Here is a 16,355-nt window from a genome sequence, read left to right as displayed (position 1 = left end):
AATTCCCCCGCGGATCGATTCGCTGGGGGAAAAGGTAAAATGCCACTGTATAAATGTCCAGACCGATTTACGCCTTCGGTTTCGAGTCGCAGGCGCGTTGGCTTGATTGACTGGCTTCAGTCACTGACTGGCAGTGCTTTTACCGTCAATTCCCCCGCTTTCCATGCATCAATCAGGAAAAATGGCATTGGCAGCATCCATTCGCTGTCTTTGACTTTAGCGGGATAGCGCCAGCTTTGCCCATCACAGGTCAGTTCAACCTGCTGCCAGCCGTCGATCATGTTTTCGACTTTACCCGCCATGCTGGAAAATCCGGCATTACTGCCAACATGGAAGCGGTCGGTCTGCCAGCGAATCGGCGGATGCGTGGGCCAAGCCAGTGCATGATGAAACTGGAACAGATCATCATGATTCAACACACTTTCTCGTACCGTCGGCCACAGCGCGACTTTGAGGAAGTACTGATCGGTGAAACGTTCACTGCCGCTGTACTGCGCAATAAAATCCCGCATCTGCTGTTCAACGTTGTGGAACACGCCGTGACAGCCGCCCCACATCCCCGCCAGCAGCAGTTCCGTGTGGGTGAAATAGTCGCGCATATGATGGAACCAGTAAGGCGAGGCAAGCCAGGCATCCACTGCCGCCACTTCACGTTCAGAGAGCAGTGAGTCCGCGTCACGCACGATATAGCGTTTGACGCTGGGGTCATCTATTACCAGGAAGCGCCACAGCGTTGGGAAAATGGTTTTCTCGTGCGACATATCCACCAACTGGGTATTGGGCTGCTTCAGACGCTGCCAGACATGCTGCGGCACGCTATCGTCGAGATAAACCCGGCAAATCCAGCTGGGATACAGCTCGCGGGCGACGTCGATATTTTTGATCAGCGTTTCGCAATAGCGCGGCTGGCCACCATACAGGCTGAAAGAGATGATGTTCTCGTTAGGATTGGCAGAATTGAACGGCGGTGGTGTCTCCGCAGGAAAAGCCACCTTGTTGCCCTGGCGGAAAATCGCATCTGATTTTTCCAGCGATTCCCGGCCATAGCGGGCTACTTCATCTGGTTTTCCCAGCCAGCCACACACTTCGGTTAAGCCATCGAGCCAGGTTTCAGAAGCCTGCGCACGCTGCGCGGCCGGCGCCTGGTAGATTTTTTGATAGATCTTGTAGGATTTTTTGTAATCCCCGATCCGCATCAGCGTCAGTGCATAGTCGCTCAGCACCTGCATGTTGTGGGGCATGACGCGCAGCACTTCTTCACAGCACCGGCATGCAACGGGGAAATCAGAGGCCGCCATGGCCTGACGAAAACGCGCTGCAACGCCTTCAATACGCGATTGCGCCGCAGCAGGAGGGTTTACCAAAGTAGGACGAGGAGCAGAAACCGTTTTGCGCATAGTTTGTTCTCAGAATCAGCTGAAATTGTGCGCAATTTAATCAGGCAATTGCTGAGATCCCTATAAGTCCGGTCTCGAATCATCCTTTGCCTTGCGCACTAGATTAAGCGACGCGCTGCTTCAACTACAATCTTCACCGCATCACTTTCGGTCTGTTTCATGGTCGCCGCATCCGGGATCTCTTTTTGCGTACGGTTAACGATGACACCCGCCACCATGCCCGCTCTCAGCCCCTGACTGGCGCACATGGTTAACAGTGTAGCGGATTCCATCTCATAGTTGAGCACGCCCATTTGCTGCCACTCTTGCATTGAGCCCTGGAAGCGATTCACCACACGTCCTGAGAAGGTATCGTAGCGTTCCTGGCCCGGATAGAAGGTGTCAGAAGAAGCGGTAATACCGATGTGCGTTTTAGCGCCACAAGCTTCTGCTGCAGCCACCAGCGCGGTGGTACAGGTGAAATCTGCCACCGCCGGGAATTCCATTGGCGCGAAGTGCAAGCTGGCTCCGTCAAGACGCACTGAAGCAGTGGTAACCAACACATCACCGACGTTGATATTCGGCTGGATCGCACCGGTGGTCCCGACACGCAAGAAAGTGCGCACCCCCAACTGCGCTAACTCTTCCACCGCGATAGAGGTGGACGGACCGCCAATGCCGGTTGAGCACACCACCACAGGCTTGCCATCCACTTCCGCCAGGTAAGTGGTGAATTCACGGTGCGAGGCGAGGTGCTGTGGGTTATCCATCAGCGCTGCGATTTTTTTCACGCGCTCTGGATCGCCGGGAACGATAGCCAATGTGGCTCCTTTCAGATCGGCTTTAGTGATACCAAGGTGAAAAACGTCAGACTGGGCCATAACAGACTCCTGATAGAGAGAGGATATGCGCGCCACTCTACGTCAGCGAGTGGCATAAATATGTGACTAATTTCACTATAAATTATGAAAGTTACATTATCATAAAATAATAATGTGATATTCATCACACATTAGCAGTTGGCAATTCTGAATTGCTACAAGCGGTGCTGTGTTCGTTCGGTTGGCAGTGTTAATAGAGAAGAAGAACACATCAACCCTACATCAGCCTGGCTCCTGAAGCAGGCTATAGTTACGTGATTGCGCATTTGCTAGCACGGAGAGAACAATGAAAACCGAAGACAATATGGCACAAAAATCTGCCGCCGGTGGTTTCGCCCCTGCGGTTCAGCCCATCGCAAACAGTACGATTACCACCTCCAGTGAAGCTATTCACAGCGGTGAGACATCGGTGCCGAGCCAGGGCGAAAATCTTCCGGCTTATTACGCGCGCCCGAAAGTGTATGAGGGGACGCTACCGGTCGTCCTGGTGGTGCAGGAGATTTTCGGTGTACACGAACATATTCGCGATCTGTGCCGCCGACTGGCACTGGAAGGTTATCTGGCCGTGGCGCCTGAACTTTACTTCCGTGAGGGCGATCCAAGTGACTACAGCGATATCCCTACTTTATTTAAAGAGTTGGTGAGCAAAGTGCCTGATTCGCAGGTGCTGTCGGATCTTGATCATGTGGCGAACTGGGCGTCACGTCATGACGGTGATATACGTCGCATGGCGATTACCGGTTTCTGCTGGGGTGGAAGAATCAGTTGGCTGTTTGCCGCGCACAACCCGCAGGTACGTGCCGCCGCCGCCTGGTATGGACGCCTGGAAGGTGAAAAAACCCTGAAGCAGCAGAAGCATCCGATTGATGTCGCAGTGGATCTCACCGCACCGGTACTGGGTTTGTATGGCGGTCAGGATGAAAGTATCCCGCTGGAGAGCATTGATAAGATGCGTCAGGCGCTGCGCGCAGCCAATGCCAAAGCAGAGATCGTGGTTTATCCAGAAGCGGGCCACGCTTTCAACGCGGATTATCGACCAAGTTATCACGCCGATTCTGCCGCCGATGGTTGGGCGCGCATGTTAGCGTGGTTTAAGCAGTATGGCGTAGCACCCAACGCCTGATCAGTCAGGGGCGCACTCGCGCCCCCAAATGCCCCCTGTTAAACCGTTTCACCCCGTAGGTTTTGCGCCGCTTTGACCATGTTCGCCAGTGCCTGCCGCGTCTCCGTCCAGCCACGGGTTTTCAATCCACAGTCAGGGTTCACCCACAAACGCTCTTCAGGGATACTCAGCGCCGCTTTGCGTAGCAGGTCTTCCATCCAGGCCACACTTGGCACGTTAGGAGAGTGGATGTCATAGACGCCGGGGCCGATTTCGTTGGGGTATTCAAACGCTTTAAACGCCTCCAGCAGATCCATATCGGAACGCGAGGTTTCGATGGTGATGACGTCGGCATCCAGTGCGGCAATCGCATCCATGATGTCATTGAACTCGCAGTAACACATATGGGTGTGGATCTGGGTCGCGTTTTGCGCCACCGCGGCGTTGAGGCGGAAGGCATCAACCGCCCATTTCAGATAGGCCGCCCATTCAGACTGGTGCAGTGGCAGGCCTTCACGCAGCGCCGGTTCATCAATCTGGATGATGCCGATACCCGCTTTTTCCAGATCTTCCACTTCATCACGCAATGCCAACGCAATTTGTTTGGCGATGGTTTCACGCGTCACGTCCTCGCGCGGGAAAGACCAACACAGAATCGTGACGGGGCCGGTGAGCATGCCTTTAACCGGTTTGTCGGTCAGTGACTGCGCATACTGCGCCCACTCAACGGTGATGGCTTGCGGACGGCTGATGTCGCCAATAATGACCGGTGGTTTCACGCAACGCGATCCATAGCTTTGTACCCAGCCGTTTTGCGTGAACACGAAGCCATCAAGGTTTTCGCCAAAGTATTCCACCATGTCGTTACGTTCCGCTTCACCGTGTACCAGCACGTCAAGCCCCAGCCGCTCTTGTTCGGCAATTGCCTGTTTGATGTGTTGGGCGATACCCGTGCGGTAGTTTCCGCTGTCGATGTTGCCTTTTTTGAAGTCGAGACGCAGGCCACGGATTTCAGTGGTCTGCGGGAATGAGCCGATAGTGGTGGTTGGCCAGGCTGGCAGGTTGAAGCGCTGACGCTGTGCCTGGGCACGTTCACGATAGTGGCCCGGACGTTCCACGTCTTTAGCCTGAATGTTTGCCAGACGCGCCTTGACCGCGGCATTGTGAACACGCGTTGAGTGCGCTCGGGCACGAATCGGTGCACTCCACGCCTCCAGTGAAGCGACATCTCCATTATTCAGCGCGTTGCTCAGCAGTGACAGCTCAGCACACTTTTGCAGGGCAAAGGCAAACCAGCTTTTGACTTCCTCATCTAACCGGGTTTCCATACTCAAATCGATCGGGCTATGCAGCAGTGAGCATGATGAACCCACCCACAGCTGCTGGCGCTGTCCCACCAGCGGCTTCAGACATTCAAACCAGCGACTCAGATCAGCACGCCAGACGTTACGACCGTTAATCACGCCGACGGAGAGTAGCCATTCAGCGGGCAACTGTTGGTGGATGTGGTGGATGTCATCTTTGCCCTGCACAAGGTCAACATGCAGGCCCTGTACGGGCAGGGTTTTGATGACATCGAGGTTCTGACCAATGCTGTCGAAATAGGTGGTGAGCAGCAGTTTGACGTTGCCTTGCAGCGCTGCGTAGGCCGGTTTGAAGGCATCACGCCACGCTGATGGCAGTTCCAGCGCCAGTGCAGGTTCGTCGATTTGCACCCATTCGATACGGCGTTTTTTCAGCTCTGCCAGGACTTGCTGGTAAACCGGCAGGATCTCTTTTAGCAGTGTCAGGCGATCAAACGATTCACCTTTGACTTTGCCCAGCCACAGATAGGTGACCGGCCCCAACAATACAGGCTTAATCTTGTGGCCCAGCGCCAGCGCTTCGTCCACTTCGTCCAGCAGTTGGGTCCAGCTGAGCGTGAACTGCTGGCCTTGGGTGAATTCAGGCACCATATAGTGATAGTTGGTGTTGAACCATTTGGTCATTTCAGCCGCCGCCGCGGGCTCACCGCTGGGCGCACGACCACGACCCATGCGGAACAGGGTGTCGATATCGATAGAACCGTCTTGGTTTTGGTGGCGTGCTGGCACATTGCCGAGCAGCAGGCTGGTGCTCAGTACGTGATCGTACCAGGCGAAATCGCCGACCGGCAATAAATCTACGCCCGCCTCTTTTTGCTGTTGCCAGTGTCGGGCCCGCAGTTCGCGCCCTACGGCCAGTAGCTCTTGTTGCGAGCTGAGGCCTGCCCAGTAACTTTCCAGTGCTTTTTTGAGTTCACGACGCAGACCAACGCGAGGGAAACCGAGTGTGTGGTTCAGAATGCTCATTGGGTGTACTCCAAACGATGCGAACCCTTTATCTTCATCCAGCAAGCATGATGGCGGTCCGCTGAAGGCTTATACTGGACAAAAAGAGAGTGGCCGTATCGCTTGCTTGAGATGTTTAGCCGTCCAGATGTTTACACCGCTATCTTCTGCGGGTACTGTATGTTCCTCAAGCGCAATCTGTTCAATCTCGATGTGAAGGACTCTCATGATCGAACTCAAACACCTGAGAACGCTGCAGGCGTTACGGAATACCGGCTCTTTAGCCGCCGCCGCCGCCCAGCTTCATCAGACACAATCGGCGTTATCTCATCAGTTCAGCGACCTGGAACAACGGCTGGGCTTTCGCCTGTTTGTGCGCAAGAGCCAGCCGTTGCGGTTTACGCCGCAAGGGGAGATTTTGCTGCAGTTGGCCGAGCAGATTTTGCCGCAGATTCAGCAGGCGTTGCAGGATTGCCACGAGCCGCATCAAACCACGCTGCGCATTGCCATTGAGTGCCACAGTTGTATTCAGTGGCTGACACCCGCCTTGAGTAATTTCCGTAAGAGCTGGCCGCAAGTGGTGATGGATTTTAAATCTGGCGTGACCTTTGATCCCCAGCCAGCATTGCAGCAAGGGGAGCTGGATGTGGTGCTGACCTCCGATATTTTGCCGCGCAGCGGGTTGTTCTATACGCCGATGTTTGATTTCGAGGTGCGTTTGGTGTTGGCACCGGATCATCCGCTCGCGCAGCGTGAACATATTTCGCCGGAAGATTTGGCTGATGAAGTGTTGATGATTTATCCCGTTCAGCGTCAACGTCTGGATATCTGGCGTCATTTTCTGCAACCCGCTGGCGTGACGCCCGCCTTGAAGAATGTGGACAATACGCTGTTGTTGATTCAGATGGTGTCGGCGCAGATGGGCATTGCCGCGTTACCACATTGGGTGGTGGAGAGTTTTGAGAAGCAGGGCCTGGTGGTGACCAAGACGCTGGGTGACGGTTTGTGGAGCCGCTTATATGCTGCGGTTCGCGATGGCGAGCAGCGTCAGCCGGTGTTAGAGGCGTTTGTGCGATTTGCCCGTCAGCACGCCTGTGACCATTTGCCCTTTGTCCGTGATGCCGCGCGTCCGGGTTCACTTCAATCCGTTTCTTTATGATCCCGCGGGCGGCGTGTGTCGCCCGTACTGTTATCCCTGCCCTGCCTGCTCTATAATGCGCCGCCTCAATCCGCGACCAAGAGAGTTTCACCATGACGAGTAACGATGTTCTGCGCAGCGTGCGCTATATGCTTGATTTGAGCGATAGCAAAGTGGTGGAGATTTTTGCCTTAGCGGGCAGCGAAGTGCCATTGGAAGATGTGCAGGCGTGGATGAAGAAGGATGATGATGCTGCGTTTCGTAAATTGCCTGACGTGCTGATGGGCTATTTCCTTAACGGGTTGATTTTCTATCGCCGTGGCAAGAGTGAAGATGCGCCTGCACCGTCGGTGGAGCGCCGCATGAATAATAATATTTTTATCAAGAAGTTGCGTATTGCCTTTGCTTTGAAGACCACGGATATCACGGAAGTGTTGCTGAAAGCGAACTTCAAGGTGTCTCAGGCAGAAGTGGGCGCGATTTTCCGCAATCCGGATCATAAGAATTACCGCGAGTGCGGTGACCAGATTCTGCGTAACTTTTTGAAGGGACTGACGATGATTCATCGTCCTGCGGCGCCAGCGAAAAAGGCGTAGTCGCTTGGAGATCGGAGCATGATCGGATCGCTTTAGATTTGTGCTCGGTCAGGGATAGCGTGGCAGATCGCAAAGGAAGCCCACATCCATGTGGATCGGCCTCGCCATCCATGGCTCGGACGCTTTGCTCCTCTGCCACGCTATCCCTTCCCTTAAGCTTTGTGCGCTGCTTTAAAAGCGAGTCAGATAATCCCTCTGGCTTAAGCGCTGCTTTTTCCTAAAACCCAACGCTTATGAACGTAGAGTGAAGCAAAAATCACAATGGCTCCGGCAATAAAGCTTGGCCAGTGCGGTTTTTCCTGCCAGATGGCCAGATTGACCAGCAAGCCCGCCGGTACGTGCATGTTGTTCATAATACCCAGCGTACCCGCATCCACTTGGGTCGCGCCGTAGTTCCACATGAAGTATCCCAGTCCCGATGCCGCCACACCCAGCCACACCAGAATGCCCCACTGCAGTGAGGTGGTGGGCAGTTTGTTCGGGTTACCCCACAGGCTCCAGGCAATGATGGCGATGATCACAGCGCCAAGATAGAACCATGAGAATGCGGTGTGCTGCGGCATCGGACGGGTTTCCTGCAGGCGCTTGTAGCCGACCATGCCAATGGCAAAGCAGATGTTGGCGGCTTGAACCAGCAGCAGGCCGAACCAGAAATGGTCGCTGACTTTGTCGTAACGGATGATGGCTGCCCCACCGACTGCCAGCAGCGCACTGAATGCATAGCCAATTCGCAGTGGACGCTTGCTGAGCAAGTCGTAAATCAACGTCACATACAGCGGCGTCATCACCGTGAACAGCAGGAACTCTGACACGCTGAGATAGGTGTAAGCCTCAAAACTCAGCAGATACATGACGCCCAGCTGCAGCATCCCTACCAGCATATACAGCAGGATGGTGGAGGCGCGATAGCCTTTCCAACGCAGGAAAGGCAGGAAAACGATGGCCGCAAGTGCCAGGCGCATCAGCACCGAGAACCAGGAATCAACCTGGCCGGCGAGGTATTCCCCGATCAAACTAAAGGAAAAAGCCCACAAAATGGTGGTAACGATCAGTAACAGCACGGTATTGATCCCAAAATGAACAGTGGCGCTAGTGTAAACAAACTGTCGTCATGGGTTTGAATTATTTGGTTTACAACAGACCAAAATACAGACAAACAATGTGTGACAAGAATGAGCGGCCTGTCTCGCCAGACATCATGCGCGAATACCAACATTTTCTGGTTTATTTCGCTCTTTAATGTCATCAAACTGTAACAAATGTGTCACACATCACAGTAACGTGACGAAACCATCACTATCCTGTGCGCGAAATGGAACCTTTTGGTGCTGTTTTAACGCCACACGGCGCTTGACCCAACCTGCTGGGAACACATAACAATATCGCGCCCTGGAGGGCCACACTCATGTTGAGTATCTTCAAACCGGCACCGCATCAGCCGCAAGTCGCTGATGATCGTGTTGATCCGCTCTACCGTCGGCTGCGCTGGCAAATCTTTATCGGTATTTTCTTTGGATACGCGGCCTACTATCTGGTGCGTAAAAACTTCGCGCTGGCGATGCCTTATCTGGTCGAACAGGGCTTCTCGCGCGGCGATCTAGGCTTTGCGCTGTCCGGGATCTCCATCGCTTACGGCTTCTCCAAGTTCATCATGGGCTCCGTTTCTGACCGCTCTAACCCGCGTGTGTTTTTACCCGCAGGGTTAATTCTCGCTGCGGCCGTGATGTTAATCATGGGATTTGTGCCTTGGGCCACCTCAAGCATCATGGTGATGTTTGTGCTGCTGTTCCTGTGTGGTTGGTTCCAGGGCATGGGCTGGCCGCCATGTGGACGAACGATGGTGCACTGGTGGTCGCAGAAGGAGCGCGGCGGGATTGTCTCCGTGTGGAACTGCGCGCATAACGTGGGTGGCGGCATTCCACCGCTGCTGTTCTTGCTGGGGATGGCATGGTTTAACGACTGGAAAGCGGCACTCTACATGCCCGCGTTCGGGGCGATCATCATCGCCATCATTGCCTTCGCCCTGATGCGCGACACACCGCAGTCTTGTGGTCTGCCGCCGATTGAAGCCTATAAGAATGATTACCCGCCAGATTACAACGAGAATCATGAGCAGGAGCTGTCGGCAAAGCAGATTTTCATGCAGTACATCCTGCCGAATAAGTTGCTGTGGTATATCGCGCTGGCTAACGTCTTCGTCTATCTGCTGCGTTACGGCATTCTCGACTGGTCACCCACTTACCTGAAAGAAGTGAAACACTTCACGCTGGATAAATCCTCCTGGGCGTATTTCTTCTATGAATATGCGGGCATTCCCGGCACCTTGCTGTGCGGCTGGATGTCAGACAAGGTCTTCCGCGGCAATCGTGGCGCGACCGGCGTGTTCTTTATGACGCTGGTCACCATCGCCACCGTAGTTTACTGGCTTAACCCACCGGGCAACCCAGGCATCGATATGCTGTGCATGATCGTTATCGGTTTCCTGATCTATGGCCCGGTGATGCTGATTGGATTGCATGCGCTGGAGCTGGCACCGAAGAAAGCCGCTGGCACGGCGGCGGGCTTTACCGGCCTGTTCGGTTACCTCGGCGGTTCCGTTGCGGCCAGTGCGATTGTCGGTTACACCGTGGATTACTTCGGCTGGGATGGCGGCTTTATGGTGATGATCGCGGGGTCTGTGCTGGCGGTACTGCTACTGCTGCTCACCATGATCAATGAGCATAAGCACAAGAAACAAATCGCATAATTAAATGGGCCGGTTAACCGGCCCACTTCTTAAGCCAGGAACAGCTTACGCAACGTGTGCGGCACCGCATCCTCAGCATTACTGCCAATCACTTCCAATGCTGGCAAGGTATCTTTCAGGCGCTGATGCGCATTACGCATGATGCAGCCCTTACCCGCCATACTCAGCATTTCGACATCATTCATACCGTCACCAAAAGCGATGCACTCTTTCAGCGAGTACCCGAGCTGTTTGGCGACGGCTTCCAGCGCGTGACCTTTCGATACGCCACCGGCCATCACTTCCAGGCAGGTTGGCAGTGAGAAACTGACGTTGACGCGATCGCCCCAACGCGCTTCGATCGCCAGTTCCAGCGGAGCCAGGCGTTCGGGTTCATCACAGGTGAAGAAGACTTTACTGATCCCATCTGTCGGCAACATACCCGGTTGGTAAACCTGATAGTTAAATACGGACTCACGGAAATAATCCTGCTCGTCTGGGCGATGGCGGCTCATAAACCATTCGTCGTCACGATAGACGTGCGTGAGGATATGCTCATCATGATACTGCAAGCCGTACAGCTCGCTGGCGATGTCGCCATCAAGGTTGTGGCTGAACACCAACTCGCCGTCAGCATTGTGCACGCGCGCACCATTCGAGGTGATCATATAGGCAGGGATGCCGAGGCTATCGCGCATCTGGCCCACGTCGATGTAATGACGTCCAGTGGCGAAGACAAAATGCACATCACGTGCCACCAGCTCCTGCAATGTGGTACGAGAGAAAGGCGTCAGGCGATGTTCCGGCGAAAGCAGCGTGCCATCCAGGTCGGATGCGACGATGTGGTACATGTAAACCTCTGGTATTGATATCGGATAATAAATTAAACGTGGCGCTCGAAGAAATCGACCACCAGGTTGAGCGCTTCAGCGCGCATGGCGTCTGTTTCAAACAAAATCTCATGACGCGCGCCTTGGATCACATACGGCACGGTGCCTTCGCAGGGATGGCCTGCCTCGGCCATCGCCGAGCAAAAAGCCCCTTGCGAGCGGTTATCCACCACATCGTCTTCACTGGCCTGCAGCACCAAGGTGGGAGTGGTGATTTTCGCCACCTGGCTAATGATGCTGCGCCCCGCCTGCACACCTTCACGGACCCAATGGTAAGTGGGGCCACCCACGCGCAGTGCAGGATCATCGGCATAAAAACGCAGGTTGCGACGATAACGTTCCCGGCTGTGCGTCAGGCGATTGATGCCAAACGGACTGGCACGCCAGCGGCCCGTTCCCAGCGCATAACGTTCGCGCAGCGCGGGCAGTTTCTCGGCCCAGTCCAGAATCGGATGCGCCATCCAATCGGGCAGCGGCAGCACAATGCCAAACATCGGTGCTGAAAATACCGCAGCGTGGAATGCCTGAGGCTGGCGCGCCAGAAACAGCGCTAAGATCGCGCCGCCCATCGAGTGCGCCAACACATATCGCTGTTGATAGTTGCTGTTAGCGATCTCTTTCTCAAAGAGCGTTTCCAGATCGTCAACATAGTGGCTGAACTCCACCACATGACCGCGGTGGGAATCGGCCAGCAAGCGGTCGGAACGGCCTTGGCCGCGATGATCAATGATGACCACGTCATAACCACAGTGGAACAGATCGTAAGCCAATTCCGGATACTTGATATAGCTTTCGATGCGGCCCGGCACAATCAAGATGACACGGCGATGTTGCGGTGAGGTGAAACGAACATAGCGAATAGTCAGATTGCCGACGCCGGTGAACTCGCACTCTTCACGACGACGCCAGAAGTCCAGCAGCGGGCCAGTGGCAAACGCAGAAAAGCCACGCTCACGCCCGAGCCAACTCTGTTTATGTTGCTGCATCCGTCCCCCAGAAAAAAAGCCTCATCGCGCGCTTGCGCTCCGTAGCGTGCCGCGATGTTCTGGCGTATTGTGTCACACTTCGCTAACTTCAGGGAATGTCACACATGACCATTGAATGGTGGTTAACCTATCTGCTGACCACAACTATCCTCAGCCTTTCACCCGGTTCCGGCGCGATTAACACCATGAGCACCGGCATCAGTCACGGCTATCGTGGTGCTGCGGCCTCCATTACCGGTTTACAGCTTGGCCTCGCGATTCACATCGTGCTGGTCGGTGCCGGTCTGGGCGCACTGTTTTCGCAATCTATTATGGCGTTTGAAGTGCTGAAGTGGGCAGGTGCGGCTTATCTGGTGTGGCTGGGCATTCAGCAGTGGCGTTCCGCAGGTGGCATTGATCTGAATGCGGTGGCGAAAGCGATGCCACGTCGTCGTCTGTTCAAGCGCGCCATTCTGGTGAACCTCACCAACCCGAAAAGTATCGTGTTTCTTGCCGCGCTGTTCCCGCAGTTTATACAACCACATCAGCCGCAGCTGGCGCAGTATCTGGTGCTCGGCGTCACCACCATCGTGGTCGATATTATCGTAATGATCGGTTACGCCACCCTGGCCACGCGTATCGCAGGCTGGATTAAAGGCCCGCAGCAGATGAAGCTGCTGAACCGTACCTTTGGCGGATTGTTTATGGCGGTCGGTGCGTTGTTAGCCAGCGCGCGCAGAATAGCGTAAGAGGTTTTTCAAACCAACGGCATCAATTTTAAAGCCGTTGGTGGCGCAGCCAGTTCGGTGCCGGCCAGCGCACAGCCCCCGGAGCGTACACGTAGTACGTGAAGAGGGCGAGCACTGCCCGGTGCCGAAATGGCCAGTGAACCAGACTTTAACGCGAGATGATGAGGTGAATGCCGAATCCGGCAAACAACACCCCCGCCATACCATCGACCCATTTCGCCATACGCTGATACTTATCACGCATCCACGGCAGCGCGAAGATGGCTGCCACCAGCGTAAACCAGGCAAACGTCTCACCGATAATCAGCAGGAACAGACCCCAACGCTCCATCGCACCCACGTCATTACCCACAAACAGCGAGAACACGCTACCGAAATAGATAATGGCTTTTGGGTTAGACAGATTGGTCAGGAACCCTTTCAGGAAGCTCATGCCGCTCTTAGGCAGTTCAACCACCGGTACATCCACCTGCGGTGACTTGTGGCGTTGACGCGCCGAACGCAGCAGCTGCCAGCCCATCCACAGCAGATATAAACCACCACCCACCATGATGATTTCATGTAGCCAGGCCATTTTTTCGAGGATCAGATGCAGGCCCATCAGCGCCACGCCCGCCCAGATAACAATCCCCAGCGTAATGCCGAAAACGCCCATCATCGCCTCTTTACGCGAACGGCTTGCGGCTGTTTGCGAGACGAAGAAGAAATCCGGTCCCGGACTCATCAGCGCAACAAGATGTACCAGCGCGACGGTGGCAAATAACATCAACATGGTTTCTTTCCTTTACTCTTCATCGACATGTTCTTTGATCATCACCAGGAAGGGTTTACCAAACCGTTCGAGTTTGCGATGACCGACACCGTTCACGCTCAGCATTTCTGACGCGGTAATCGGCATTTGTTCCGCCATTTCAATCAACGTGGCATCGTTAAACACCACGTAGGGCGGAATGTTCTCTTCATCAGCAATCGCCTTACGCAATTTGCGCAGTTTGCCAAACAGGGTGCGATCGTAATTTCCACTGTGAACTTTGGGCGAACTGCTGCGGCTTTTAACCGCCACGATACGCGGTACCGCCAGCATCAAAGGCACTTCCGCACGCAGCACAGGACGTGCAGCTTCGGTCAGTTGCAGCGCTGAATGCATGGCAATATTTTGCGTCACCATACCCAAGTGGATGAGCTGACGCAGCACGCTAACCCAATGTTCCTGACTCTGTTCACGACCAATGCCGTACACCGGCAGTTTGTCGTGCCCATTATCGCGGACACGGTGATTGGTCGAGCCACGCAGCACGTCAACAATATAGCCCATACCAAAGCGCTGACCGGTACGATAGATGCTGGAGAGCGCCTTTTGCGCTTCTACCAGACCATCATAACGGCGCGGCGGATCAAGGCAGATATCGCAGTTACCACACTGCTGCTGACGCCCTTCGCCAAAGTAGTTGAGCAGCACTAAACGACGGCAGGTCTGCGCTTCGGCAAATGCTCCCATGGCATTCAGCTTATGGCGTTCAATATCCTGCAGTGGACCGGGGGTTTTCTCTTCAAGACACTTACGCAACCAGGCCATGTCCGCTGGATCGTACAGCATCATCGCTTCTGCGGGCAGACCGTCGCGTCCGGCGCGCCCGGTCTCCTGATAATAGGATTCGATATTGCGCGGGATGTCGAAATGCACCACAAAGCGCACGTTGGGTTTGTTGATGCCCATACCAAATGCCACGGTGGCGACCACGATTTGCAGATCGTCACGCTGGAAGGCTTCCTGCACGTGCGCACGTTGCGCGCTGTCGATACCGGCGTGATATGCGCCCACACTCAGCCCACGGCTTTGCAAACGCGCGGCGGTGTCTTCCACTTTCGCGCGGCTGTTACAGTAAATAATGCCACTTTTGCCCCGTTGCTCCTGCACGTAGCGCAGCAGCTGATCGGTGGGTTTGAATTTTTCCACCAGCGTGTAGCGGATGTTGGGGCGGTCAAAGCTGCTGATTTGAATCAGCGGATCGTCCATCTGCAACAGATGGGCGATGTCATTACGCGTGGTTTCATCGGCCGTCGCGGTAAGCGCCATCACCGGCAGTTCCGGGAAGCGCTGACGTAACTGACCAATCGAGCCATATTCCGGACGGAAATCGTGGCCCCATTGTGAGATACAGTGCGCCTCATCCACCGCCAGCATCACCGGATTCCACTGGTGCAGGCTGTCGAGGAAGTTGTCCATCATCAGACGTTCAGGGGCGATGTATAGCAGCTTCAGCTTGCCGGTACGGCAATCCGCAAACACCTGCTGCTGTTGCTCGCGCGTCTGGGTGGAATTCAGGCACGCCGCCGCCACCCCGTTGGCCAGCAACTGATCAACCTGATCTTTCATCAGTGAAATCAGCGGCGAGACCACCAGCGTCAGCCCTTCACGCACCAGCGCCGGGATTTGATAGCACAGCGATTTGCCGCCGCCGGTTGGCATCACCACCAGACAATCGCGCCCTGCTAGAGCGGTTTCAATGATGGTTTGCTGACCGGGACGAAATTGCTGGTAGCCGAAGGTGTCTTGTAAAACCTGCTGCGCCAGCATTTCCTGATTAAGCACTGCCGATGTTGCCACGGTAATCCTGTTTTGACTTGTTAGAACAGATCGTTAAGTGTTACGCCCACGCCAAAGCGGGTTTGACGGTGGTTATAGTCGATAAGCGATTCACCATACCCGCTGAACAGCTGGGTGTAAAAGCGCACGTGTTCGGTGATGGGGTAGCTCCAGGCGAAAGTGGCGCCGCCGTAACCGCTGTTCCAGTTGTAGTTACCTTCCACGCTGAAAATACTTTCGCCCACTTCATAACCGAGCTTGGCGCGATAGTAGCCCATGTATTTGGTAATGTCGGGGTTATCATCGTTATTTTCGTTTTCTGGAATGCGATACCAGGGTTTGATTTCCGCAAGGAAGTTACCGTTCTGCGCCATCAGTCGCGCATAAACGCGGTTCCAGCTGCGTGAAGTCGGATCGCTACGTCCGTTCGACTCGTGATTCAGACCGGTTTCAATGTCGCGCAGTGTCCAGCCCGCAAAGGTGTAATCCGTTGCCCAGCCGAGGAAAATCTGCGGCTCGTAGTTAGTTTCACGGAACGGCGACGATGCGCCACGGTTGGAAAGCTGCCACCAGGAACGCTGGGTATAAGAGGCGGCCAACACCGAATTGTCGCCCAGGATGCCACGCCACAGCGGAAACGCCAGGCTCAGCTGGAATTTCACTTCGTCATTCTTTGCTTTATCTGCCCAGTTATAAGAGGAGATGGCCTCTTTATTCATGTCACTGGTGTAGGTGTAAAGCAGGTAGTTGTTCTCATAAGGATACAGCACGAACGGGTTATCGTGTTTTTCCAGCAGGTTGGCGATAATACTGCCCTTTACTGCCGGGGCGTCATGCACCTCTTTTACAGTGGCTTCATCAGCTTGAGCCAGCACAGGAAGCGTCAATGCCGTGGCCAGCAAGGCGTAATGCTTACGCATAAAATTCTCCAGAGAACTGCGTGTCGTAATCGTCAGGGCGACGGTTCAAAAAGCAGGCCATTCTACACGCAAAGCCAGTGGTTGATCAGTGCCGATTTCTGAAACTGGAAAGCAGCG

The 16,355-nt window shown here is 54.6% G+C and carries 14 protein-coding genes; 5 read left to right on the top strand and 9 right to left on the bottom strand.

What is annotated here, in order from left to right; genetic code table 11:
* Positions 1-116: 116 nt before the first annotated feature.
* A complete protein-coding gene (locus QMZ30_RS19650; protein ID WP_283228661.1) occupies positions 117-1,397 on the bottom strand; it encodes a tetratricopeptide repeat protein in 1,281 nt (426 codons plus the stop codon).
* A 98-nt stretch (positions 1,398-1,495) separates the two neighbouring features.
* Entirely contained in the window at positions 1,496-2,257 is a 762-nt protein-coding gene (udp, locus tag QMZ30_RS19645; protein WP_038643781.1) for a uridine phosphorylase, read from the bottom strand.
* A gap of 286 nt (positions 2,258-2,543) precedes the next feature.
* Here udp and QMZ30_RS19640 point away from each other — a divergent pair, with 286 nt between their 5' ends.
* A complete protein-coding gene (locus QMZ30_RS19640) occupies positions 2,544-3,380 on the top strand; it encodes a dienelactone hydrolase family protein (RefSeq protein WP_283228660.1) in 837 nt (278 codons plus the stop codon).
* Positions 3,381-3,418: 38 nt separating this feature from the next.
* On the opposite strand, the gene metE is transcribed toward QMZ30_RS19640, so the two are convergent.
* The gene (gene metE, locus QMZ30_RS19635) at positions 3,419-5,689 is read right to left on the bottom strand and encodes a 5-methyltetrahydropteroyltriglutamate--homocysteine S-methyltransferase (RefSeq protein ID WP_283228659.1); all 2,271 of its coding nucleotides are present in this window, start codon (positions 5,687-5,689) and stop codon (positions 3,419-3,421) included.
* Positions 5,690-5,894: 205 nt separating this feature from the next.
* On the opposite strand from metE, the gene metR reads away from it, so the two are divergent.
* Together metR and QMZ30_RS19625 are read left to right on the top strand one after the other, a co-directional pair.
* On the top strand, positions 5,895-6,827 hold the full coding sequence (metR, locus tag QMZ30_RS19630) for an HTH-type transcriptional regulator MetR (protein WP_039329256.1): 933 nt from the start codon (positions 5,895-5,897) through the stop codon (positions 6,825-6,827).
* A gap of 92 nt (positions 6,828-6,919) precedes the next feature.
* Positions 6,920-7,402 (top strand): YehS family protein, encoded by a 483-nt coding sequence (locus QMZ30_RS19625; RefSeq protein WP_058970358.1) that lies wholly within the window; start codon positions 6,920-6,922, stop codon positions 7,400-7,402.
* Between the two features lie 200 nt (positions 7,403-7,602).
* Here QMZ30_RS19625 and QMZ30_RS19620 read toward each other — a convergent pair whose 3' ends face one another.
* Positions 7,603-8,463 (bottom strand): carboxylate/amino acid/amine transporter, encoded by an 861-nt coding sequence (locus QMZ30_RS19620; protein ID WP_039329253.1) that lies wholly within the window; start codon positions 8,461-8,463, stop codon positions 7,603-7,605.
* Positions 8,464-8,807: 344 nt separating this feature from the next.
* Between QMZ30_RS19620 and glpT the strand changes: the two genes are divergently transcribed.
* Positions 8,808-10,148 carry a glycerol-3-phosphate transporter gene (gene glpT / locus QMZ30_RS19615; protein ID WP_039329252.1) on the top strand — a complete coding sequence of 447 codons (1,341 nt, stop codon included), beginning with the start codon at positions 8,808-8,810 and terminating at the stop codon, positions 10,146-10,148.
* A 29-nt stretch (positions 10,149-10,177) separates the two neighbouring features.
* Here the strand turns inward: glpT and yigL are convergent, their stop codons facing one another.
* Positions 10,178-10,978 (bottom strand): sugar/pyridoxal phosphate phosphatase YigL, encoded by an 801-nt coding sequence (gene yigL / locus QMZ30_RS19610; RefSeq protein WP_039329250.1) that lies wholly within the window; start codon positions 10,976-10,978, stop codon positions 10,178-10,180.
* 32 nt (positions 10,979-11,010) lie between these two features.
* Positions 11,011-12,003: a lysophospholipase L2 gene (gene pldB, locus QMZ30_RS19605; RefSeq protein ID WP_283228658.1), complete on the bottom strand. Its 993-nt coding sequence runs from the start codon at positions 12,001-12,003 to the stop codon at positions 11,011-11,013.
* Positions 12,004-12,107: 104 nt separating this feature from the next.
* On the opposite strand from pldB, the gene rhtB reads away from it, so the two are divergent.
* Positions 12,108-12,731 (top strand): homoserine/homoserine lactone efflux protein, encoded by a 624-nt coding sequence (gene rhtB, locus QMZ30_RS19600; protein ID WP_039329247.1) that lies wholly within the window; start codon positions 12,108-12,110, stop codon positions 12,729-12,731.
* Positions 12,732-12,879: 148 nt separating this feature from the next.
* Here the strand turns inward: rhtB and rhtC are convergent, their stop codons facing one another.
* From rhtC to pldA, 3 genes are read right to left on the bottom strand one after another with little or no spacing between them, the layout of a single operon-like run.
* On the bottom strand, positions 12,880-13,503 hold the full coding sequence (gene rhtC, locus QMZ30_RS19595) for a threonine export protein RhtC (protein WP_039329245.1): 624 nt from the start codon (positions 13,501-13,503) through the stop codon (positions 12,880-12,882).
* A 12-nt stretch (positions 13,504-13,515) separates the two neighbouring features.
* Positions 13,516-15,339: an ATP-dependent DNA helicase RecQ gene (gene recQ, locus QMZ30_RS19590; RefSeq protein ID WP_283228657.1), complete on the bottom strand. Its 1,824-nt coding sequence runs from the start codon at positions 15,337-15,339 to the stop codon at positions 13,516-13,518.
* 20 nt (positions 15,340-15,359) lie between these two features.
* Entirely contained in the window at positions 15,360-16,238 is an 879-nt protein-coding gene (gene pldA, locus QMZ30_RS19585) for a phospholipase A (protein WP_283228656.1), read from the bottom strand.
* Between the last annotated feature and the right edge of the window lie 117 nt (positions 16,239-16,355).

Origin of the sequence: Pantoea sp. EA-12 (assembly GCF_030053355.1) — a bacterium.
Classification (GTDB): domain Bacteria; phylum Pseudomonadota; class Gammaproteobacteria; order Enterobacterales; family Enterobacteriaceae; genus Pantoea; species Pantoea vagans_C.
This window is presented reverse-complemented; position numbering and strand designations above follow the sequence as displayed.

Bases quoted from the DNA above. Each gene is read 5' to 3' on its own strand.
- QMZ30_RS19640 (WP_283228660.1), top strand. From the start codon at position 2,544: ATGAAAACCGAAGACAATATGGCACAAAAATCTGCCGCCGGTGGTTTC.
- pldA (WP_283228656.1), bottom strand. From the start codon at position 16,238: ATGCGTAAGCATTACGCCTTGCTGGCCACGGCATTGACGCTTCCTGTG.
- QMZ30_RS19650 (WP_283228661.1), bottom strand. From the start codon at position 1,397: ATGCGCAAAACGGTTTCTGCTCCTCGTCCTACTTTGGTAAACCCTCCT.
- metE (WP_283228659.1), bottom strand. From the start codon at position 5,689: ATGAGCATTCTGAACCACACACTCGGTTTCCCTCGCGTTGGTCTGCGT.
- udp (WP_038643781.1), bottom strand. From the start codon at position 2,257: ATGGCCCAGTCTGACGTTTTTCACCTTGGTATCACTAAAGCCGATCTG.
- glpT (WP_039329252.1), top strand. From the start codon at position 8,808: ATGTTGAGTATCTTCAAACCGGCACCGCATCAGCCGCAAGTCGCTGAT.
- rhtC (WP_039329245.1), bottom strand. From the start codon at position 13,503: ATGTTGATGTTATTTGCCACCGTCGCGCTGGTACATCTTGTTGCGCTG.
- yigL (WP_039329250.1), bottom strand. From the start codon at position 10,978: ATGTACCACATCGTCGCATCCGACCTGGATGGCACGCTGCTTTCGCCG.
- rhtB (WP_039329247.1), top strand. From the start codon at position 12,108: ATGACCATTGAATGGTGGTTAACCTATCTGCTGACCACAACTATCCTC.
- metR (WP_039329256.1), top strand. From the start codon at position 5,895: ATGATCGAACTCAAACACCTGAGAACGCTGCAGGCGTTACGGAATACC.
- pldB (WP_283228658.1), bottom strand. From the start codon at position 12,003: ATGCAGCAACATAAACAGAGTTGGCTCGGGCGTGAGCGTGGCTTTTCT.
- QMZ30_RS19625 (WP_058970358.1), top strand. From the start codon at position 6,920: ATGACGAGTAACGATGTTCTGCGCAGCGTGCGCTATATGCTTGATTTG.